The organism is Kineosporiaceae bacterium SCSIO 59966, from assembly GCA_020881835.1.
In the GTDB taxonomy this organism is placed as follows: domain Bacteria; phylum Actinomycetota; class Actinomycetes; order Actinomycetales; family SCSIO-59966; genus SCSIO-59966.
In genome coordinates, this window is the sequence record CP052876.1 from 747,203 (window position 1) to 768,141 (window position 20,939).

General features: G+C 76.8%; 19 protein-coding genes. 11 read left to right on the plus strand and 8 right to left on the minus strand.

All coding sequences use genetic code 11. The features are described 5' to 3' along the window. The 4 genes from HJG43_03660 to HJG43_03675 are packed head-to-tail and all read right to left on the minus strand — an operon-like array spanning window position 1 to window position 3,990. Window positions 1-996, minus strand: a complete 996-nt coding sequence (locus HJG43_03660) for a MoxR family ATPase (GenBank protein ID UER53804.1) — start codon at window positions 994-996, stop codon at window positions 1-3. Further along, window positions 993-2,237, minus strand: a complete 1,245-nt coding sequence (locus HJG43_03665; GenBank protein ID UER53805.1) for a DUF4350 domain-containing protein — start codon at window positions 2,235-2,237, stop codon at window positions 993-995. Before HJG43_03665 ends, HJG43_03660 begins: the two co-directional genes overlap by 4 nt. Beyond that, window positions 2,234-2,896: a DUF4129 domain-containing protein gene (locus tag HJG43_03670; GenBank protein UER53806.1), complete on the minus strand. Its 663-nt coding sequence runs from the start codon at window positions 2,894-2,896 to the stop codon at window positions 2,234-2,236. Before HJG43_03670 ends, HJG43_03665 begins: the two co-directional genes overlap by 4 nt. Continuing rightward, a complete protein-coding gene (locus tag HJG43_03675) occupies window positions 2,893-3,990 on the minus strand; it encodes a hypothetical protein (GenBank protein UER53807.1) in 1,098 nt (365 codons plus the stop codon). The genes HJG43_03670 and HJG43_03675 overlap by 4 nt, the downstream gene beginning before the upstream one ends. Window positions 3,991-4,114: 124 nt before the next feature. Here HJG43_03675 and HJG43_03680 point away from each other — a divergent pair, with 124 nt between their 5' ends. The 7 genes from HJG43_03680 (at window position 4,115) to HJG43_03710 (ending at window position 12,055) form a co-directional block, all read left to right on the plus strand. After that, window positions 4,115-4,792 (plus strand): response regulator transcription factor, encoded by a 678-nt coding sequence (locus HJG43_03680; protein UER53808.1) that lies wholly within the window; start codon window positions 4,115-4,117, stop codon window positions 4,790-4,792. Between the two features lie 2 nt (window positions 4,793-4,794). Then, window positions 4,795-6,471, plus strand: a complete 1,677-nt coding sequence (locus HJG43_03685) for a HAMP domain-containing histidine kinase (protein ID UER53809.1) — start codon at window positions 4,795-4,797, stop codon at window positions 6,469-6,471. Continuing rightward, the gene (locus HJG43_03690) at window positions 6,464-8,245 is read left to right on the plus strand and encodes a hypothetical protein (GenBank protein ID UER53810.1); all 1,782 of its coding nucleotides are present in this window, start codon (window positions 6,464-6,466) and stop codon (window positions 8,243-8,245) included. The genes HJG43_03685 and HJG43_03690 overlap by 8 nt, the downstream gene beginning before the upstream one ends. Window positions 8,246-8,324: 79 nt before the next feature. Beyond that, a complete protein-coding gene (locus HJG43_03695; GenBank protein UER53811.1) occupies window positions 8,325-9,056 on the plus strand; it encodes a ComF family protein in 732 nt (243 codons plus the stop codon). Window positions 9,057-9,153: 97 nt separating this feature from the next. Then, window positions 9,154-9,834: a ribosome-associated translation inhibitor RaiA gene (gene raiA, locus HJG43_03700; GenBank protein UER53812.1), complete on the plus strand. Its 681-nt coding sequence runs from the start codon at window positions 9,154-9,156 to the stop codon at window positions 9,832-9,834. Window positions 9,835-9,990: 156 nt separating this feature from the next. After that, a complete protein-coding gene (locus HJG43_03705; GenBank protein UER55673.1) occupies window positions 9,991-10,701 on the plus strand; it encodes a response regulator transcription factor in 711 nt (236 codons plus the stop codon). Between the two features lie 145 nt (window positions 10,702-10,846). Further along, on the plus strand, window positions 10,847-12,055 hold the full coding sequence (locus tag HJG43_03710) for a winged helix-turn-helix domain-containing protein (GenBank protein ID UER55674.1): 1,209 nt from the start codon (window positions 10,847-10,849) through the stop codon (window positions 12,053-12,055). Here the strand turns inward: HJG43_03710 and HJG43_03715 are convergent. Beyond that, entirely contained in the window at window positions 11,958-13,088 is a 1,131-nt protein-coding gene (locus HJG43_03715) for a GNAT family N-acetyltransferase (protein ID UER53813.1), read from the minus strand. The two genes, HJG43_03710 and HJG43_03715, sit on opposite strands and share 98 nt — an antisense overlap. A 133-nt stretch (window positions 13,089-13,221) precedes the next feature. On the opposite strand from HJG43_03715, the gene secA reads away from it, so the two are divergent. Beyond that, window positions 13,222-15,966, plus strand: coding sequence for a preprotein translocase subunit SecA (gene secA, locus HJG43_03720; protein ID UER53814.1), 2,745 nt, complete (start codon window positions 13,222-13,224; stop codon window positions 15,964-15,966). Between the two features lie 3 nt (window positions 15,967-15,969). Here the strand turns inward: secA and HJG43_03725 are convergent, their stop codons facing one another. Then, a complete protein-coding gene (locus HJG43_03725) occupies window positions 15,970-16,410 on the minus strand; it encodes a 3-hydroxyacyl-CoA dehydrogenase (protein UER55675.1) in 441 nt (146 codons plus the stop codon). Window positions 16,411-16,523: 113 nt separating this feature from the next. Beyond that, on the minus strand, window positions 16,524-17,009 hold the full coding sequence (locus HJG43_03730; GenBank protein ID UER55676.1) for a LysM peptidoglycan-binding domain-containing protein: 486 nt from the start codon (window positions 17,007-17,009) through the stop codon (window positions 16,524-16,526). An 815-nt stretch (window positions 17,010-17,824) separates the two neighbouring features. Here HJG43_03730 and HJG43_03735 point away from each other — a divergent pair. Then, a complete protein-coding gene (locus tag HJG43_03735; GenBank protein ID UER53815.1) occupies window positions 17,825-18,370 on the plus strand; it encodes a hypothetical protein in 546 nt (181 codons plus the stop codon). Window positions 18,371-18,408: 38 nt separating this feature from the next. Here HJG43_03735 and HJG43_03740 read toward each other — a convergent pair whose 3' ends face one another. Continuing rightward, window positions 18,409-18,636 carry a helix-turn-helix domain-containing protein gene (locus tag HJG43_03740; protein UER55677.1) on the minus strand — a complete coding sequence of 76 codons (228 nt, stop codon included), beginning with the start codon at window positions 18,634-18,636 and terminating at the stop codon, window positions 18,409-18,411. Window positions 18,637-18,826: 190 nt separating this feature from the next. On the opposite strand from HJG43_03740, the gene HJG43_03745 reads away from it, so the two are divergent. Together HJG43_03745 and HJG43_03750 are read left to right on the plus strand one after the other, a co-directional pair. Beyond that, window positions 18,827-19,477, plus strand: coding sequence for a hypothetical protein (locus tag HJG43_03745; GenBank protein ID UER53816.1), 651 nt, complete (start codon window positions 18,827-18,829; stop codon window positions 19,475-19,477). Next, window positions 19,474-20,892 (plus strand): chromosome partitioning protein, encoded by a 1,419-nt coding sequence (locus tag HJG43_03750; GenBank protein ID UER53817.1) that lies wholly within the window; start codon window positions 19,474-19,476, stop codon window positions 20,890-20,892. The genes HJG43_03745 and HJG43_03750 overlap by 4 nt, the downstream gene beginning before the upstream one ends. The last annotated feature ends 47 nt before the right edge of the window (window positions 20,893-20,939 follow it).

Genomic DNA, 20,939 nt, shown 5'->3' on the forward strand with positions numbered 1-20,939 from the left:
CTACCGGGGGACCGCGACGGAGTCCAGGACGCTGTCCAGGACGGCGTCCACGGTGACCCCCTCGAGCTCGGCCTCGGGGTGCAGCTGCACCCGGTGGCGCAGGGTCGGGCGGGCGAGCGCCTTGACGTCGTCCGGGGTGACGTAGTCCCGCCCGGACAGCCACGCCCAGGCCCGGCTCGTGGCCAGCAGCGCGGTCGACGCGCGCGGGGAGGCGCCGAGCCGCAGCGACGGCGAGGTGCGGGTGGCGCGGGCGACGTCGACGACGTAGCCGAGCACCTCGCGCCCGACGTCCACCCGGCGCACGGCGGCGCTCGCCGCGGCGAGCTCCTCGGGTCCGGCGACCGTGCGGACCCCGGCGGCCGCCAGGTCCCGGGGGTCGAAGCCGGCGGCGTGCCGGGCGAGCACCTCCACCTCGTCGCCGCGCGCCGGCAGCGGCATCGTCACCTTGAGCAGGAACCGGTCGAGCTGGGCCTCCGGCAGCGGGTACGTGCCCTCGTACTCGACCGGGTTCTGGGTGGCCGCGACGAGGAACGGCTCGGGCAGCCGGTGCGGCCGGCCGTCCACGCTGACCTGGCGCTCCTCCATCGCCTCGAGCAGCGACGCCTGGGTCTTCGGCGGCGTCCGGTTGATCTCGTCGGCGAGCAGCAGGTTGGTGAACACCGGCCCCTCGCGGAAGGAGAACTCCGCCGAGCGGGGGTCGTAGACCAGCGAGCCGGTGACGTCGCCGGGCATGAGGTCGGCGGTGAACTGGATCCGCTTGGAGTCCAGGTCCAGCGCCGCGGACAGGGCGCGCACGAGCAGCGTCTTGGCGACCCCGGGCACGCCCTCGAGCAGCACGTGCCCGCGGCACAGCAGGGCGATGACGAGGCCGGTGACGACGGCGTCCTGGCCGACGACGGCCTTGGCCACCTCGGTCCGGACGTCGAGCAGGGCCTGGCGCGGGTCAGGGCCAGTCGGGTCTGGGCCAGTCGGATGTGGGGATGGCGTGTCGGTCACCGGGGAGGTCCCTCTCGTGTCGGTCGGGCAGTCACGTCGGCGGACAGTGCGTCGAGGTCGTCGGCGAGCGCGGCCAGCGCCCGGTCGTCGGCGGGCGGCGGGCCGGTCAGCAGTGCGGCCACCTCGCCCTCGGGCCGCCCGCTCGCCCGGGCGACGGCGGCGACGACCGCGTCGGTGGCGTCGGTGGCCGCCCCGACGGGCAGGCCGAGCCGGACGGCGAGCCGGCGCAGCGTCGCCGCGCGCAGCACGGCGGCCGCCCGGTCCCGCGCCCCCGCCGCCCGGTACAGCGACGCCCGGCCCTCGGCGGTCTCGGCCGACCGGACGACGACCGGCAGCGGCTCGGGCACCAGCCGGCCCAGGCGCCGGCCCCGCCACAGCATGGCCAGCGCGGCGGTGACCGCGAGCCAGCCGGTGACCGGGCCGACCCAGCCGGGCAGCAGGTCCACGGCGGTGACGTCCTCGTCGGCCCCGGTGTCCAGCGGGCTGGCCATCAGCCACACCAGCCGGTCGTGGCCGCCGAGCACGTGCAGGGCCAGGGCGGCGTTGCCGTCGGCGGCCAGGTGCTCGTTGGCCAGCACCCCGCCCTGGCCGAGCAGGTGCACGGTGCGCCCGTCACCGGGCAGCCGCAGGTAGGACCCGGCCGCGGGGTCCTCGGCGTCCGGGAAGCACACGTCGGCGTCCGCGCCGGCGGCCCGCAGCAGCCGTCCGCCGGCCAGCGCCTGCCCGGCGGCCACCGCGGCGGGGGCGGCGCAGTCGGCGGGCCGGGTCCGTGCCTCGACGACCCCGGCCGGGCGCACCCCCGGGGCCAGCACGTCCAGGACGGGACCGTCCGGCTCGACGACGACGAGGTCGGCGGCGGTGGCGGCGAGCGCCTCCAACCGGTCCGGCGGCAGCACCTGCGGGTCGACGACGACGATCGTCGCGCCGGCCCTCTGTCCGCCCGCGGCGGCCGTGCCTGGACTGCCGGCTGCCGCCGCGACGGCGTCGGCGACGCTGTCCACCCGGACCACCTCGACGCCCTGGTCGCCGAGCACCTGGGCGACCGCCCGGGCCCCCTGCGGGACGGCGGAGCCGGGGTCCAGGGCGCCACCGCTGGTGCGCGGCAGGGCCAGCACGCCCGCGACGGTGACCACGGCGAGCAGGGCGAGGACGAGGACGGCGGGCCGGGCGCGCCGCCACCGCGCGGCCGCGCGGCTGCGCGCGGTGGTGCCGTCGCCGAGGACGGCGGCCGGTGCGCTCACCGCCGCCCCGCGGCCGCGGCGCCGACGGCAGGGACCGGTCCGACGTCCTGGAGGGGCCGGGTGGCGGCGAGGGCGGTGTCGAGCCGCCGCAGCCGCTCGTCCTGCGCCGGGCCCGCCGGCCGGCCGCCGTAGCGGACGTCGTCAAAGACCCGCGCCGCCTCGCGGAGCTCCTCGGCGTGCGCCGGCAGGACGACGGCCGCCTCCCGGGCCACCTCGTCGGCGGTGCGGCCCGGGCCGAGGGTCACCAGGGCCCGCTCGTCCAGCGCGCGGGCGATCGCCCGGAACCGCTCCTGCACCGCGACGTCCCAGCGGCCGGCGGTGGCGGCCTCGTCGGCGGCCCGCCGGTGCTCCGCGGCGGTGCGGGTGGTCCCGCCGAGCACGTCGCCCGCCGGCGGTCGCCGCCGCAGCCGGACCGGACCGGCCAGCCGCAGGGCGACCAGGACCCCGACCGCCACGGCGACGAGCAGGGCCACCAGCCACAGCCGGGACCCGGGGGTGTCCGGCAGCTCGAGCCGGGACAGCTGCTCCAGCAGCCACGACACCGCGCGGGACAGCAGGCCGGGCTCAGCCTCGGCGTAGACCTCCTGGGCCAGCTCGTCGCGCGCCCACCGGCGCGCCTGCCCGGCGTCCGGGGTCAACGGTGCCGCCAGGAGCGTCACGGGGCCTCGGCGGCCGCCCGGGCCAGCTCGACGTCCAGGCCCTCGAGCCGCATCCGCTGGTCGACGTAGAGCAGGGCGGTGACGGCGGCGGCGAACGGGTAGACGATCGTCGCCGCGACCGCCGAGCCGAGCCCGGTCAGCAGCAGCTGCGGCAGGGTGGGCGAGAGCGCCGCGGCCAGGTCACCGCCCGCCGGCGCGAACAGGGAACCGACCAGCTGGAACGGGGCGGCGACGACGGCGACGGTGACGAGCACGATGAGGTAGGTCAGCACCCGGATGCCCACGAGCCGCAGCAGCCCGCGGGAGCTGAGCCGCCAGGACCGGCGCAGCGAGGCGAGCACCCGCTGCTCCTCCAGCACCAGCGCCGGGCCGGCCAGCGCCAGCCGGGTGTCGATCCAGAGCCCCAGGACCAGCGCGGCCAGCAGGCCGACGAGCAGCAGCACCGTCCCGACGACCGGCTCGACCAGGACGACGACCAGCCCGGGGACGAGCACGGCCAGCACGACGCCGCCGGTGACCAGGCCGACGAGCAGGGTCAGCCCGATGAGCGGCAGCAGCCGCCCGCGGACCCGTTGCCACAGCTCGCTGCCGCCGGTGCGCCGGCCGAGGACGGCACTGCCGACGACGACGGTGGCGATCGCGGTGAGCACCGACAGTGCGAGCACCGAGACGGCCTGGCTGGCCACCGCCGCCAGCCCGGTCGTGCTCAGCGTGTCGGCGATGAGCCCGGTGTCCGGGACGGCCTGGGGGTCCTCCTCCACCGCGCTGAGGAACCGGTCGAGGCTCCCGCCCATCCAGGCCTGCAGGACCAGCTGGACGGCGGTCATCACGGTGACGACGACGGCGGCCGCACCGACCATCGCGGCCGGGTTGGAGCGCACCGCCTGGAAGGCGCCGTCGTAGATCTCCCCGAGCCGCAGCGGACGCAGCGGGACCACGCCGGGCCGGGGCGCGACCGGCACCTGCGGGTACCCGGGTCCGGCCGGGGGCGGGCCCCAGCCGGGCTGGGGCTGGGCCGGGCCGGGCTGCGGGGGGCCGCCGGTGCCGGCGGCGTCCCCGTCGGGGCTCGCCCAGCCCTGCGTCGGGCCGCTCACTGGTCCACCCCCTCCTCGCGCCGGCCGGCGGTCGGCCGACGGCTCGCCATCCTGCCACGGGCCGCCTCGGCCACCGGGCAGCCGGCAGGTGCGACGATGGGGCCATGTGCAGGCAGGTGACGCCGTGAAGGGCCGGGTGCTCGTCGTCGACGACGACACCGCGCTCGCCGAGATGGTCGGCATCGTGCTCAAGGGCGAGGGCTTCGAGGCGGTGCTGTGCGACAACGGGGACGACGCCCTGGAGGCGTTCCACCGGCACCGCCCCGACCTCGTCCTGCTCGACCTCATGCTGCCCGGCAAGGACGGGATCGAGGTGTGCCGGCTGATCCGGGCCGAGTCCGGGGTCCCCATCGTCATGCTCACCGCCAAGAGCGACACGGTCGACGTCGTCCTCGGCCTGGAGTCCGGCGCCGACGACTACGTGCCCAAGCCGTTCAAGCCCAAGGAGCTCGTCGCCCGGGTCCGGGCCCGGCTGCGCCGCACCGACCAGCCGCTGCCGGAGGTGCTGCAGCTCGGCGACCTCACCATCGACGTCGCCGGGCACTCGGTGAAGCGCGACGGCCAGCCGATCTCGTTGACCCCGCTGGAGTTCGACCTGCTGCTCGCCCTGGCCCGCAAGCCGTGGCAGGTGTTCACCCGGGAGGTGCTGCTCGAGCAGGTGTGGGGCTACCGGCACTCCGCGGACACCCGGCTCGTCAACGTCCACGTGCAGCGGCTGCGCTCGAAGATCGAGAAGGATCCGGAGAACCCCGAGATCGTCGTCACCGTGCGCGGTGTCGGCTACAAGGCCGGGCCCGCCTGAGGATGAGCGCCCTGCTGCGCCGGCTGCGCGGGCTGCCCCGGTGGCTGCTGGCAGCCGGCCGGCGCGGCCGGCACGCGCTGCGCCGGTCGCTGCGGCTGCGGGTGGTCGGCACGACCGTCCTGCTCGGTCTCGCCGTCGTCAGCCTGATCGGCGTCTACCTCGCCGACCAGATCAGCGAGCGGCTGTTCGAGAGCCGCCGCGACCAGGTGCTCGAGGAGGCCCGCGCCGGGATGGCCCGGGCCCAGCAGTCCCTCGACAACGCCGACCCGGCGCGCGACCTGCGGCTCGTCGCCGAGGACCTGCGCGCCGAGCTCGAGGACGTGTCCACCCCCGGCCGGGAGCGTGACGTGCTGCTGCTGCGGCCGCCGGGCAACGACAGCCCGGCCGCCATCGGCAACGTGTTCTCCGCCGGCGTCGTCCCGTCGGTGGTGCCCGAGGAGCTCCGGGCCGCCGTCCGGGAGGGCGGACCGCAGCGCTGGCAGTCGATCGGCGTCCCGCAGATCGGTGGCGAGGTGCGCCCCGCGATCGCCGTCGGCGAGCTCGTCGAGGTGCCCCGCGCGGGCGCCTACGAGCTCTACTTCGTCTTCGACCTGTCCACCGAGCAGGCCACCCTGGACGCCGTCCAGAACGTCCTCGTCCTCGGCGGGGTGGCGCTGGTCCTGCTCGTCGGCGGCGTCGCGTACGTCGTCACCCGGCAGGTCGTCGCCCCCGTGCGGCAGGCCGCCGCGGTCGCCGAGCGGCTCGCCGCCGGCCAGCTGCACGAGCGGATGCCCGAGCGCGGGGAGGACGACCTGGCCCGGCTCGCCCACTCCTTCAACGAGATGGCCGCCAGTCTCGGCCAGCAGATCGAGGCGATGGAGGAGCTGAGCCGGTTGCAGCGACGCTTCGTCTCCGACGTCTCCCACGAGCTGCGCACCCCGCTGACGACGATCCGGATGGCCGGGGAGGTGCTGCACGAGGCGCGCGGGGAGTTCGACCCCGCGGTGGCCCGGTCCGCCGAGCTCCTCGCCACCCAGATCGACCGGTTCGAGGCGCTGCTCGCCGACCTGCTCGAGATCAGCCGGTTCGACGCCGGGGCGGCCGCCCTGGACGTCGAGGCCCTCGACGTCCGCGGCATCGTCGACCGGGTGGTCGAGCTGGCCGCGCCGCTCGCCGAGCGCCGGGGCACCCGGCTGCAGGTCAGCGTCCCACCGACCCCGTGCATGGCCGAGGTCGACTCCCGCCGGGTGGAGCGGATCGTGCGCAACCTCGTGCTCAACGCCGTCGAGCACGGGGAGGGCCGGCCGGTCGAGGTCACTCTCGCCGCGGACGCCGACGCGGTCGCCGTCGCCGTCCGCGACCACGGCGTCGGGCTGCGCCCCGAGGACGTCCAGCGGGTCTTCGACCGGTTCTGGCGCGGGGACCCGGCGCGAGCGCGGACCACCGGCGGCACCGGGCTGGGGCTGGCGATCTCCGCCGAGGACGCGAACCTGCACGGGGGCCGGCTCGAGGTCGACGGCCGGCCCGGCCTGGGCGCCGTGTTCCGGCTCACCCTCCCGCGCCGGGCCGGCAGCCCGCTCGGCCCGGACTCGCCGCTGCCGCTGGGCAGGTGGCCGGAGCGGGCCCGGTCCGGGCCGGAGTCGTCCCCCGGTCCCCGGGCCGGCGACCCCGCGCCCGCCCCGGGAGGCACACGTGCCTAGACGGCGGCGCCCGCTCGGGGCGCGGGTCGGGACGCTGGTCCGGGTGCTCGTCGTCGGGCTGGTCGGGGGACTGGCCCTCGCCGGCTGCGCCGCCATCCCGACGAGCGGGCCGGTGAGCACCGGCGCCCCCGTGCCGCCCCCCGAGCGTGGCCTGCGGTTCCAGCCGGTCTCCCCACCGGACGGCGCGGCCCCGCTGGACGTCGTTCGCGGCTTCCTGCTCGCGGCGTCCGGGGTGGAGGACGACCACGCGTTCGCCCGGGCCTACCTGGTGCCGCAGGCAGCGCGCAGCTGGCGGCCGGGCGCTGGGATCACCGTCATGGTCGACGGCAGCGCGCAGGCCACCCTGGAGCAGGGCGGCGCCGTGCTGGCCGAGGACGCCCGGCCCGCACCCGACGAGCCGGTCACCGCGACCGTGTCCTACGAGGTCGCCGCCCGGGTCGACGCCAACGGCCGGCTGACCGTCGCCGCCCCCGGCACCCGGGACGAGGTCGGCTACCGGCTCGAGCAGACGTCCGGGCAGTGGCGGATCGCCGACCTGCCCGACGGCCTGGTCGTCGACGAGGCCGGGTTCGACCTGGCGTTCACGCCGCACCAGCTGTACTGGGTGGACGCCACCGGCGGCTACCTCGTCCCGGAGACCCGGTGGTTCGCGGAGCGGCGGGCGATCGCCACGTCGATCGTCACCGAGCTGCTGCGCGGCCCCTCCCCGTGGCTGGCCCCCGCCGTCAGCACCGGCTTCCCCCCCGGGACGGCGCTGACCCGCCCGCCCGCCGTGCCGGTGGTCGGCGGCGAGGCCCGGGTGGACCTCACCCGGGCCGCCCTGGACGCCGGCTCCCAGGAGCGGGCGCTCATGCAGGCCCAGCTCCAGGCGACGCTGCGGCCGGTGCCCGCGGTGGCCACCGTCCGGGTCACCGTCGAGGGTGGCGAGTTCGTGCTGCCGGACTCGCTGCCGGCCCTGGTCCGCGACCCCGGCGCCGAGTCCGTCGCGGTCGCCGCCTCCCCCGACGGGCTGGTCGAGGCGCGCGGCGGCACCGTTCGCCCGGTCGAGGACCTGCCGGTGACCGAGGGCCTCACCCTCACCGACCCGGCCCGGTCCACCGCCGCCTACGCCGCCCTGGACGCCGACCGCACCCGGCTGCTGTACCTGGTGCCCGGCACCGCCGAGCCCGAGGAGCTGCTGACCGGGACGGACCTGCTCGCGCCGTCCATCGACCCGCACGGCTGGGTGTGGACGACCCCGCGGGTGTCCACCGGGCTGCTGCCGGTGGCCCGGCCCGGCGGGGAGGTCGTCGAGGTCAGCGCCCCGTGGCTCAGCGGGCGGCGGGTCTCCTCCCTGCGCGTCGCCCGGGACGGCGCCCGGGTCCTCCTCGCCACGGTCGACCCGAGCGGCGCGCACCGGGTCGAGCTGGCCTCCGTCGAGCGCACCGGGGACGGGCGCCCGCTGAGCGTGACCCGGGCGTCCGGAGCGTCCCTGGACCCCACCCTGGTCGCGGTGAGCGAGGTGGCCTGGACCGGGGAGGCGTCCGCCGCCGTGCTCGGCCGGCGCGCCGGGGAGGACGCCGACCGGGTGTACCTCGCCGACCCCCTCGGTGCCCCGACGGAGCCCCTCGTCCCGCTGCCGGAGGACGTGCCGGTGGTGTCGCTGGCCGCCGGGTCCACCCCGCGTGCGGTCGTCATCGGCTCCGCCGACGGCCGGCTCTGGCAGCGCGCCGGCGCCCAGTGGGTGCCGGTGCCGGCGGACGTGCCGCTCAGCGACCCCGCCTTCGCCGGCTGACCGCTCGGCCCGTTCCCTGCGGGCGCCGTGTCCACAGGGCGCGGGGCGCGGCGGCGGGCCGGCGCGGCACGCTGGTCGGGTGGGCACGCTCGCCGAGGGCTGGACGGCGCTGCTCGGCGCGCTCCTGCCGGTGGCGTGCGCCGGCTGCGGCCGGCTCGACGTCCCGCTGTGCCCCTCGTGCGCGGACCTGCTCGCCGGACCGGCCGCACAGGTGGACGACGTCCCCGCCCCGGGGTGCCCACCGGTGACCGCGGTCGCCGACTACGACGGCGCCGTCCGGGAGACCGTCGTCGCGTGGAAGGACCACGGCCGCCACGACCTCACCGCGGCGCTGGCCGCGGCCCTCACGGCCGCGGTCGCCCGCGCCGTCCTGGACGGCGGACCGTCCGCCGGGCCGGTGCTGCTCGTCCCGGTGCCGTCCGCGCGCCGCGCGGTCCGCCGCCGCGGCGAGGACCTCGTCGCCACCCTGGCCCGGCGCAGCGCGTGCGCCCTGCGCGCCGCCGACCTCGACGCCCACGCCGCGCCCGTGCTGCGCCCGGCCCGCCGGGTCCACGACCAGGCCGGGCTCGGGGCGCGGCAGCGGGCGGCCAACCTGGCCGGGGCGCTGCGGCTGCGCCGTGGCGCCGACCCGGCCCGGCTGCGGGCCGCCGCGGCGGTCGTCCTCGTCGACGACGTCGTCACCACCGGGTCCACCCTGGCCGAGGCCGCGCGGGTGCTGCGAGCCACCGGTGCGGCGCCGGTGCGGGCCGCCGTCGTCGCCGCCACCAGGCGGCGTGTCGTCCGGGTGCCGCCCGGGGGTGGGAGGGTCTAGCGTTCCGCCATGGCAGCCCTGTCCCCTGAGCACCTCAGCCCCGTGAGCACCTGTATCCCCTGAGCACCTGTATCCCCTGAGCACGTGGAGGACACTCGTGGAGATCGTCATCACCGCCAGGCACACCGACGTCGCCGACCGGTTCCGCCGCCACGCGCAGGACAAGCTGTCCAAGGTCGAACAGCTCGCGCCCCGGGCCAGCCGCCTCGACGTCGAGATCAGTCACGAGAACAACCGGCGGCAGGCGAGCCAGTGCGAGCGCGTCGAGCTGACCGTACGTGACAAGGGCCCGGTCATCCGGGCCGAGGCCTGCGCCGACGACCTCTACGCCGCCCTGGACCTCGCCCACGCCAAGCTCCTGGAGCGGCTGCGCCGCGCCCGCGACCGGCGCAAGGTGCACCACGGCCGGCGCACCCCGACCGCGGTGCACGAGGCCACCGGCCCGCTGGCGGAGGCCGCTCTCGACGAGGACGCCGCGCAGGACGCCACCGGCACCGCCGCGCAGGACGGCGCGGCCGAGCACCCGCTGGACGCGATCGGCGACTCCCCGGTGGTGATCCGGGAGAAGACCCACAGCGCCCGGCCGATGACCCTCGAGGACGCGCTGTACGAGATGGAGCTCGTCGGCCACGACTTCTACCTGTTCGTCGACGCCGCCAACGGCTGCCCCAGCGTGGTCTACCGCCGGCGCGGCTGGAGCTACGGGGTGATCCGGCTCGACAGCGACGGCACCGGGGAGGCCGCCGAGCCCGCCGAGGAGCAGGTGGCCGCCGGCTGAGCACCCGCTGTCGCGGCACCCGCCCCGTCGGGCGCGGGTGCCGCGGACACGCTCGCACCGGGCGGTCCCCGGTGCCACGATGGGCGCAGTACCCCCGGCGCGCCGTCCGACCCGCCGGGGGCCGCCCCTGGAGGGAGCGCTGCGGTGGCGCACGAGATGCAGTCGCGGGGGCAGGCCGGCGTCGCGGGACCCGGCCCGGCGGGGGAGTCGATCCGGGTGCTGGTCGTCGACGACCACGCCCTGTACCGGCGCGGGCTGGAGATGGTGCTCGCCGCCGAGCCGGACGTCGAGATCGTCGGCGAGGCCGGGGACGGTGCCGAGGCCGTCCGGCTCGCCGAGGAGCTGCTGCCGGACGTCGTCCTCATGGACCTGCGGATGCCGCGCCGCTCCGGGATCGAGGCCTGCTCCGAGATCCGGGCCGTCGCCCCCACCATCAAGATCATCATCTTGACGATCAGCGACGACGAGGCTGACCTGTTCGACGCCGTGCGCGCCGGGGCGAACGGCTACCTGCTCAAGGACGTCCCCGGCGAGCAGATCGCCGACGGCATCCGCGCCGTCCACGGCGGGCAGTCCCTGATCAGCCCGTCGATGGCCTCCGCGCTGCTCGCCGAGTTCGCCGCGCTCAGCCGGCGCGCCGAGGACCGGCCGGCGTCCGTGCCGGTGCCGAGCCTGACCGACCGGGAGATGCAGGTGCTGCGCCTGCTCGGCCGGGGGATGGCCAACCGGGACATCGCCCGCGAGCTCGTGATCAGCGAGAACACGGTGAAGAACCACGTCCGCAACATCCTGGAGAAGCTGCAGCTGCACTCCCGGATGGAGGCGGTGGTGTTCGCCGTCCGGCGCAAGATCCTCGATCTCGGCTGACTCGGCTGACTCGGTCGCCACCTCCCGCCGGGGCGTGGCAGAGTCCCAGGCCGTGCCCGCCCGGACGTCGCTGTCGCTCGCGCAGGCCCGCCGGGTCGCCCTGGCCGCTCAGGGCCTGGCGGAGCCGCGTGCGACCGCGCCGACGATGCGGCACCTGCAGCGGGTCGTCGACCGGGTCGGCCTGCTGCAGATCGACTCGGTCAACGTGCTGACCCGCAGCCACTACCTGCCGCTGTTCAGCCGGCTCGGACGCTACGACACCGACCTGCTGCACCGGGCCGCGGGCCGCAGCCCCCGCCGGCTCGTCGAGTACTGGGCGCACGAGGCGTCGTTCGTCGCGCCGCAGACCCACCGGCTGTTGCGCTGGCGGATGGCCCGGCACGCCGAGGACGCCTGGGGCGGCATGGTGCAGGTCGCCCGGGACCATCCCGACCTCGTCGCCGCGGTGCTCGCCGAGGTCACCGACCGGGGCCCGTTGACGGCGCGGGAGATCGAGGCGGCGCTCGAGCACGACCTCCCGCGCCGCTCCGACGGCTGGGGCTGGAACTGGTCGGCGGTGAAACGGGCGGCCGAGCACCTGTTCTGGGCCGGCCGGCTCACCGCCCACAGCCGGACGCCGCAGTTCGAGCGCCGCTACGACCTGCCGGAGCGGGTTCTGCCGGCGGCCGTCCACGCCGCACCCGACCCGGACCCCGCGGACGCCGTCCGCGAGCTGGTCCGGATCGCCGCGCGCGCCCACGGCGTGGCCACCGAGGCGGACCTGCGCGACTACTTCCGGCTGCGCGGCCCGGCACCTCGGCAGGCGGTCGCCGAGCTCGTCGACGCCGGTGAGCTGGTCCCCGTCCAGGTCGAGGGGTGGGACCGGCCGGCCTGGCTGCACCGGGACGCCCGGGTGCCGCGCCAGGTCGACGCGAGGGCGCTGCTCAGCCCGTTCGACTCTCTGGTGTTCTTCCGCGAGCGCACCGAGGCGCTGTTCGCCTTCCGGTACCGGCTGGAGATCTACGTGCCCGCCGGCCGGCGGGTGCACGGCTACTACGTCCTGCCGTTCCTGCTCGGGGACCGGCTGGTGGCCCGCGTCGACCTCAAGGCCGACCGGGTGGCCGGGGTGCTGCGGGTGCAGGCCGCGTGGGCGCAGCCCGACGCCCCGGCCGGGACCGCCGCGGCACTCGTCGACGAGCTGGCCGAGATGGCCGGCTGGCTCGGGCTGGACCGGGTCGAGGCCGCCGGCCGCGGCGACCTCGACCTGTCGGGGGTGCTCAGCCCAGCTCGCTGGCCAGCAGGTCGTAGCGCAGGAAGTCCCGTCGACTGCCGTCGCGCAGCACCTCGGCGGACCGGTCGCGCCCGGCCGGCGTGAACCCGGCCCGCTGCGCGGCCCGCTGGGAGGCGGTGTTGCCGTCGGCGACCCGCAGGCCCACCCGGTGCAGGCCCAGCCCGCCGTCCTCGGCCGGCAGCAGGGCGTGCCGGGCGGCCAGCCGCGCCGCCGTCGCGGCCACGCCGCGGCCCCGTTCGGCGGGGTGCACCCAGTACCCGACCTCGGCGCTGCCGACCCGCAGGTCGACGTCCGTGAGGCTCACCACGCCGAGCAGCCGGTCGTCCTCGGCGTCGGCGACCGCCCAGTACACCCCGGTGCCGGAGGCGTGCTGCTCCTCGCGGTCAGCGAGGTAGCGGACGGCGTCGGCGACCGTGTAGGGGGAGGGCAGGCCGGGCAGCCAGTACTGGCACTGCGGGTCGGCGCAGGCCTGCGCGATCCGGACGGCGTCCTCGTCGACGTGCCGGCGCAGCACGACGGCGGCGCCGCGCCGGTGGTCGGCGACGACTCGGGGGACGTCGAACCACGGGGCGGTCGGGCGCATGACGTCCCCGGCGGTGATCGTGCCGATCCAGGCGTCCCGCCGCCGGCCGCGCTGGACCTCCAGGGCGCGGACGGTCCCCTCGACCCGGAACCCGGTCGCCCACGCCACCCGCCGCGACGCCCAGTTGCCCACGTACGCCCGCCACTGCACGACGTCCAGGCCCAGGTCGGAGAACCCCCAGACCAGGGCCATCCGCACCGCCCCGGACATCACCCCGCGGCCCCGGGCCGCGGGGTGCAGGCCGAACCCGATCAGCGCGCCGCCGACGCCGTCCGGGCGCAGTCCGACCTGGCCGGCGTACCGGCCGTCGGCCTCCACGACGAACGTCAGCTCCGCGCCGTCCGCCGGGCCCTGCTCCCACCGGCGGCGGCAGGACTCGATCCACGCCCGGGCGTCGGCGAGCCGGTAGGGCGTGGGTGCCGTCGTCCAGCGCTCGCTGTCGGGGTCGCGGTGCTGCTCGACGAGGGCGTCGGCGTCGTCGTCCCGGTGGCCGCGCAGGGTGAGCGGTCCGTCGGTCAGCGTGGGGGCGGGCACGGTGCGACCCTGGCACACGTCCCCGAGCACCGGCACCCCGGTCAGTCGGAGCCTGGCCCCCGTCAGTGCGCGTCTACGATGGCCGGGGCTGCCGCAGCGGCGGCCGACGTGGACCGACCCCGGGAGAACCTCCGTGCCTGCCATCCTCGACAAGCTGCTCCGCGCCGGCGAGGGCCGCATCGTCAAGCGGCTGCACGGCCTGGCCCAGCAGGTCAACGCGCTGGAGGAGGACTTCGTCCGGCTCTCCGACGCCGAGCTGCGCGAGGAGACCGACCGGTTCAAGGCCCGGATCGCCGACGGCGAGGCCCTCGACCACCTGCTGCCCGAGGCGTTCGCCAACGTCCGGGAGGCGGCCCGCCGCTCCCTGGGCCAGCGGCACTTCGACGTCCAGCTCATGGGCGGCGCCGCCCTGCACCTGGGCAACATCGCCGAGATGAAGACCGGTGAGGGCAAGACCCTCGTCGCCACCCTGCCGGCGTACCTCAACGCGCTGACCGGCAAGGGCGTGCACGTCGTCACCGTCAACGACTACCTCGCCTCCTACCAGAGCGACCTCATGGGCCGGGTGTACCGGTTCCTCGGTCTCACCTCGGCGTGCGTGCTCGACGGGATGCGCCCCGACGAGCGCCGCGTCGCCTACGCCGCCGACATCACCTACGGCACGAACACCCAGTTCGGGTTCGACTACCTGCGCGACAACATGGCCTGGAACGCCGCCGAGCTGGTCCAGCGCGGCCACCACTTCGCCATCGTCGACGAGGTCGACTCGATCCTCATCGACGAGGCCCGCACCCCGCTGATCATCTCCGGCCCGGCGACCGGTGACGCGAGCAAGTGGTTCGGCGAGTTCGCGAAGATCGCCCTGCGGCTCACCCGGGACGAGGACTACGAGGTCGACGAGAAGAAGCGCACCGTCGGCATCCTGGAGTCCGGGATCGAGAAGGTCGAGGACTACCTCGGCATCGACAACCTCTACGACGCCGTCAACACCCCGTACGTCGGGTACCTCAACAACGCGGTCAAGGCCAAGGAGCTCTACAAGCGGGACAAGGACTACGTCGTCGTCGACGGCGAGGTCCTCATCGTCGACGAGCACACCGGCCGCATCCTCGCCGGCCGCCGCTACAACGAGGGCATGCACCAGGCCATCGAGGCCAAGGAGGGGGTGGAGATCAAGGCCGAGAACCAGACCCTGGCCACCATCACCCTGCAGAACTACTTCCGGATGTACGACAAGCTCTCCGGGATGACCGGCACGGCGATGACCGAGGCGGCAGAGTTCACCTCCATCTACTCGCTCGGTGTCGTGCCGATCCCGACGAACCGGCCGATGATCCGCAAGGACCAGCCGGACCTCGTCTACAAGACCGAGGTGGCCAAGTTCGACGCCGTCGTCGAGGACATCGCCGAGCGGCACCGGGCCGGCCAGCCGGTCCTCGTCGGCACGACGAGCGTCGAGAAGAGCGAGTACCTGTCGAAGAAGCTGCACGAGAAGCGGATCCCGCACGAGGTGCTCAACGCCAAGCAGCACGAGCGGGAGGCGGCGATCGTCGCGATGGCCGGGCGCAAGGGCGCGGTCACCGTCGCGACGAACATGGCCGGCCGTGGCACCGACATCATGCTCGGCGGCAACGCCGAGTTCATGGCCGTCGCCGAGCTGGCCGCCCGGGGCCTGGACCCGGCCCAGAACGCCGAGGAGTACGAGGCCGCCTGGCCCGACGCGCTGGAGAAGGCGCAGCAGGCCGTCGCCGCCGAGCACGAGGAGGTCACCGAGCTCGGGGGGCTGTACGTGCTGGGCACCGAGCGGCACGAGTCCCGCCGGATCGACAACCAGCTGCGCGGCCGCTCCGGGCGCCAGGGCGACCCGGGGGAGTCCCGGTTCTACCTCTCCCTCACCGACGACCTCATGCGGCTGTTCAACTCCGCGGTCGCCGAGTCCCTGCTGACCCGGGCCGGCATCCCGGACGACGTCCCGCTGGAGTCCAAGATGGTCTCCCGGGCGATCCAGAGCGCGCAGAGCCAGGTCGAGGCCCGCAACTTCGAGATCCGCAAGAACGTCCTGAAGTACGACGACGTCCTCAACCGCCAGCGCGAGGTGATCTACGCCGAGCGGCGCCGGGTGCTCGAGGGGGAGGACCTGCACGAGCAGGTCCGGCACTTCATCGACGACGTCGTCACCAGCTACGTCACGGCCGCCACCGCCGAGGGGTTCGCCGAGGAGTGGGACCTCGACCAGCTGTGGACCGCCCTGCGGACCCTCTACCCGGTGTCGCTGACCGTCGAGGAGGTCGTGGAGGAGGCCGGCGGGCGCGAGCGGCTCACCGCCGCCGGCCTGGCCGAGGAGCTGCGCTCGGACGCCCAGCTGGCGTACACGGCCCGCGAGGAGCAGGTCGGCTCGGCGGCGATGCGGGAGCTCGAGCGCCGCGTCGTGCTCTCGGTGCTGGACCGCAAGTGGCGCGAGCACCTCTACGAGATGGACTACCTGCAGGAGGGCATCTCGCTGCGGGCGATGGCGCAGCGTGACCCGCTGGTGGAGTACCAGCGGGAGGGCTACCAGCTCTTCCAGGCGATGACCGAGGCCATCAAGGAGGAGTCGGTCGGGTACCTGTTCAACCTGGAGGTCCAGGTCTCCGCGCCCGCCGAGCAGGAGAGTGCGATGCACACCGGTGCGGCGCCGGTCCTCGTCGCCAAGGGCCTCGTCGGTCCGGAGCGTCCGGCCCGGCTGCAGTACACGGCCCCGACCGTGGACGGCGAGGGGGACGTCGAGGTCCGCACCGAGGGGGACGGCGCAGCCGGTGGGACGTCCGGGTCGGACGCCGCGGGCGGCTCCCGCCGGGAGCGCCGGGCCGCGCAGCGGCGGGCCCGGCGCAAGGGCTGAGTCTCAGCCCATCTCCAGGGCGGTGGCCCGCCAGCGTCCGTCGAGCCCTTCGAGGCGCAGCGCCACGGCACGCACCCGGCCGCGGTCGACGACGACGGCGCTCGCCTCCACCACGCCGGGGACCGGCTCGGTCGTGTGCACCGAGCGGACCACCGCCCGGCGCACCGGTGCCCGCTCCTGACGCCCCGGCACCGACGTCGACGTCGGTGGCCGGCGCAGCCGGGCGGCCAGCGCGGCGCGGCGCTGCAGCGCCGCGTAGACGTCCGCGGACAGCCAGCGGACGAGCTGACCGGCGGGGCGGGTCCCGGCGAGCACCTCGACGACGGCCTGGACCACCGCCCCGGCGACCTCCCGCGGGTCCGGCAGCCGGTCCGGGGACGTCGGCTGCGGCCCGGCCCAGGCGTCGGCGGCCGGGTCCGGCTGCGTGCTCGCCGAGAACGTCAGGTCGAGCATGTGCTGCTGGTGCGCCGACGCCGACGCCGCCGGCGCCCGGGTCAGCCGGGTGCTGGGGAACGGCTCGCTGACCGGCACCGGCAGCCGGCGCAGCGTCGGGGCGCTCATGAGCCGGCCGCCGGCGGCACGAGCCGCTGACCGGGCAGCAGCAGGTCGGGGTCCGGGCCGATCACGTCACGGTTGGCTGCCCACCAGCGGGGCCACTCGGCGGCGATCTCGGCGGCGCCCGCGCCCGCGGGCAGGGACCGGGCGGCGATGTCCCACAGGGTGTCCCCGCGGCGGACGACGACGGCGTCCTCGGAGCGCAGGTGGGCCCGCGCCGGTGCGGCCTCGGACGCCGGCAGCGACGCGGCCGGCTGGGTCGCCGTCGGTCGTGGTGCCGGGTCCGGTGCCCGGTCGGGGGTCCACCCCGTGGCCGCCCGCCAGCCGGGGTCGAACGGGTCCTGCCAGGCCGGTGACTCCGCGGCGTGCTCCGTGGCCTGCTCCGTAGCGGGCTGCGTGGCCAGTTCTGTGGCCACGACCAGCGCCTCGGTGGCGGCAGGGGCCGGTACCGCACCGGCCGCTCCCGCCGTCCCGCACGCGATCCCCATGCCCAGGACCGCGGCGACGAGGCGCTGGGTGGCCCGTGGCGCCGTCGCGGCCGCCCGGCGTACGGGGACAGGTGCCGGCGTCCCGGCGCGAGTGGCGAGCAGGTCCACCGCGGTGAGCGCGGCGCCGGCGACCAGCCACAGCGTGCCGAGGCCGACGGCCACGGTGCCCACCGCGACCACGGCCTGGGTCAACCCGGCCGGGCTGGCGGCCGGCACCCCACCGGCGACCAGCCCGGCGACGTCCGCCGCCCCGGCCCGGACGGCCGCGATCCCGGCGGTCGCGCCTGCCACGAGCCCCGCGGTCAGCACCCCCAGCCGGGCCCACGGCGTCCCCGCGCCCGCCGTCCTGCCGCTGCGGCTCGGTCCGCCCGTCCGCGCCCTGCTCGTCGTCCTGACCATGTGCGTACCCCGTCACTAGCAGCCGTTTGATGCTGTTTGCTGTGTGACAGGTATAGACGGTTCAGGACAATGCGTCTAGCCGACGTTGAGTGGCTGTGGATGACCGGCGTGGGACGACGGAGCTCCCCCACCCCCTCGCGCGCAGCCGAACATCCCCTCTTCGTGATCATGCAATCCCGCCACCCACACGGCCGTCCTCCCGTTCGCAGATTGCTGGGTTGTTGGCGCGACACGCCGGTCAATCTGTTCCGAACGCAGCATTTTGTGGTGGACACCGTGACCCGGGGGGTGGCGGGATTGCATGATCACGAGGGGGCTATGCGGGGTGGCGGGATTGCATGATCACGAAGAGGGGGATGGGGGGGGTGTGGGTGGGGAGGAGCGGGGGCGGGGCGGTTGCGCCTACGGTGGCCGCCGTGCGCTGGGAGTCCCTGTTCGACGACCTCGAGGCCCAGATGGCCGCCGCTGAGGCGGCCGAGGACGCGGCGGAGGTCGCCGACCGGGTCCGCGCGGAGCTGGCCCGCACCTCGCTCGCGGACCGGTTGCGGGCGGTCGTCGGGCAGCCGGTCCGGGTCAGCGTGGCCGACCACGGGCCGCTGACCGGGGTGTGCCTCGACGTCGCCCCGGAGTGGTTCGTGCTGCGCACGGACGCCGGCCAGGCGCTGGTGCCCACCGCGGCGGTCGGCTGGGTGGACGGCCTGACCCGGGAGGTGGCCCCGCCGGCCGGGCAGGTGCTGCGGCGGCTCGGCCTGGCCTCGGCGCTGCGCGCGCTGGCGCGCGACCGCACCGGGCTGCGGGTGGTCACCTCGGCCGGCACGGTGACCGGGACCCTGGACCGGGTCGGCGCCGACCACGTCGACGTCGCGGAGCACCCGGCGGGCGAGCCGCGGCGGGCGGTCGCCGTCCGCGGCGTGCTCAGCGTCCCGTTCGCCGCGCTGCGGGTCGTCCACGGAGCCCGGTAGGTCGCGGCGGCCGGTGGGCCGCGGCGGCCGGGGCCACCTCAGTCGGCGGGCTCGTCCTCGTCGGCGCCCCGCGCCACCATGGCGGCCGTCTCGGCGTACTTGCGCTCGATGTACTCCTCGAGCCGGCTGGCCTCCACCCGCCACTGGCCGCGGCCACCGACCTTGATCGCCGGGAGCTCACCGCTGCGCACGAGGGCGTACGCCTGGTTGGCCGAGACGTTGAGGATCTCCGCCACCTCGCTCAGCGGCAGGAACCTCGGGGGCACGCTCATCCCCTCCTCGATCAGCCGCGGACCCGTCGTGGAGAGTCTGGCACGGCGCCGCGCCGGCGCGACCAGGCCCGTCGGCGACCTGTGGACGACGGCTTCCGCCGTCGGTCTCCGCCGGGCAGGATGAGGCCGCAACGGGGGCGCCGGCGGCGGCGTCGTCCCGCCGACCGTGACCGGGGAGCGTGTCGTGACCGAACTGCCCAGCCCGCAGGCGCGCCGCCTGCGACCACCCTCCTGGCGCGACCCGCGCCTGCTCGTCGGCGTCCTGCTCGTCCTCGGGTCGGTCGTCCTGGGCAGCCGGGTCGTCGCCGCGGCCGACGACACGGTCGCGGTGTGGGCGGCCGTCGGGCCGCTCGTCGCCGGTGACCCGGTGACGCCGGAGCGGCTGACCGCGGTCGACGTCCGGCTGGGGGAGGCGAGCAGCGCCTACCTGCCCGCCGCGGACCCGCCACCCGACGGCGCGGTACTGCTGCGCCCCGTGGGGGACGGCGAGCTCCTGCCCCGGGCCGCCCTCGGCAGCGCCGACGCGATCCAGCGGCGGGCCGTGGGCATCCCCGTGGCCGGTGCCCTGCCCGACGGGGTGGTCAAGGGCGCGCTCGTCGACGTCTGGGTCTCCCCGCCCGACCCGGAGCGTGCCGGGGAGTTCGGCGAACCGGAGCTGCTGGCCGCCGCAGCCGAGGTCGCCGGGGTGGCCACGGGCGGCAGCGGGTTCGCCGCCAGCGGGTCGACCACCGTCCAGGTGCTGCTCGCCGAGCCTGAGCTGCGCGCGGCGCTGCGGTCGCTGGCCGCCGACGCCGAGATCGCGCTGGTCCTCGTGCCCGGGTCGACGCCGCGATGACGCTCCCGGTCCTCACCGCCGTCACCGGTGCGTGGGAGGCCCCGCTCGTCGGCGGGATCGAGCGCTCCCGCCCCGGGCTCGTCGTCGTCCGCCGCTGCGCCGACCTCACCGAGCTGCTCGCCGCCGCGGCCGCCGGCCAGGGCCGCGCCGTGCTGCTGTCCGCGGACCTGCGCCGGCTCGACACCGCCGCGGTCGACCGGCTCGCCGCCGCCCGCGTCGCCGTCGTCGGCCTCGTCGACCCGGACGACGACGGCCGGGCCGCCGACCGGCTGCGGCGCCTGGGGGTCCGGCACGTCACCGCGGCCGACACCCCGCCGGCGGACCTGGCGGCGCTCGTCGAGCAGGCCGTCCAGGCTGTCGAGGAGGCCCCCGCTCCGCGGCACGCCCTGGCCGACCCGGCGGCCGCCCTCGAGCGGTCCCGGGAGCGGCGGGCAGGCGGTGCCGCCGCGGACGGTGCCGCCGCCGGCGGTGCACCGGCCGCCGGCTCCGAGGGTGGGCCGGACGCCGGCCCCGGGCACAGCGCGCCGGCCGAGCCGGGCCGGGTCGTCGTCGTGTGGGGCACGCCCGGGGCGCCCGGCCGCACCACCGTGGCGGCCACGCTGGCCGCCGAGCTCGCCGCGCTCGGCGAGGAGACCCTGCTCGTGGACGCCGACACGCACGCGGCGTCCGTGGCCCAGGTGCTCGGCCTGCTCGACGAGTCGCCCGGCCTGGCCGCGGCCTGCCGGGCGGCGTCCACCGGCGGGCTCGACCCGGTCGTGCTGGCCCGGCTCGCCCCCCGGGTCGCGCCCCGGCTGCGGGTCCTCACCGGCATCTCCCGGGCCGCGCGCTGGCCGGAGCTGTCCGCAGGCGCGCTCGAGGAGGTGCTGGCCACCGCCCGGCAGGTGGCCCGGTGGACCGTCGTCGACGTCGCCGCCCCGGTCGAGGCCGACGAGGAGCTGTCCTTCGACACCGCCGCCCCGCGCCGCAACGCCGCCACCCTGACCGCCCTGGAGGTCGCGGACACCGTGCTGGCCCTCGGCGCCGCCGACCCGGTCGGGCTGCAGCGCCTCGTGCGGGCCCTGCAGGACCTCACCGAGGCCGTGCCGTCCGCCTCCCCGCGGGTCGTCGTCACCAAGGTCCGGCCCGGCGCGGTCGGCGGGTCCCCGGGCCGTGCCGTCACCGAGGCCCTGACCCGGTACGCGGGCGTCGACGACGTGCACCTCGTGCCCGACGACCGGCCCGGGTGCGACGCCGCGCTGCTGGCCGGCCGCACGCTCACCGAGCACGTCCCGGGCTCACCGGCGCGGGCCGGCGTCGCCGCGCTCGCTGCCGCCCTGGCCGGGCGCCCCGCCGGAGGGCGCCGGAGCCGGCGCGCCGTCCGGGTGCCGGGCCCCGGCGGCTCCCGCCGACGCGGGTCGGCCAGACTGGCGGGGTGAGCGACAAGGCCCTGCTCGTCGACTGGGGCGGTGTGCTGACCGTCCCG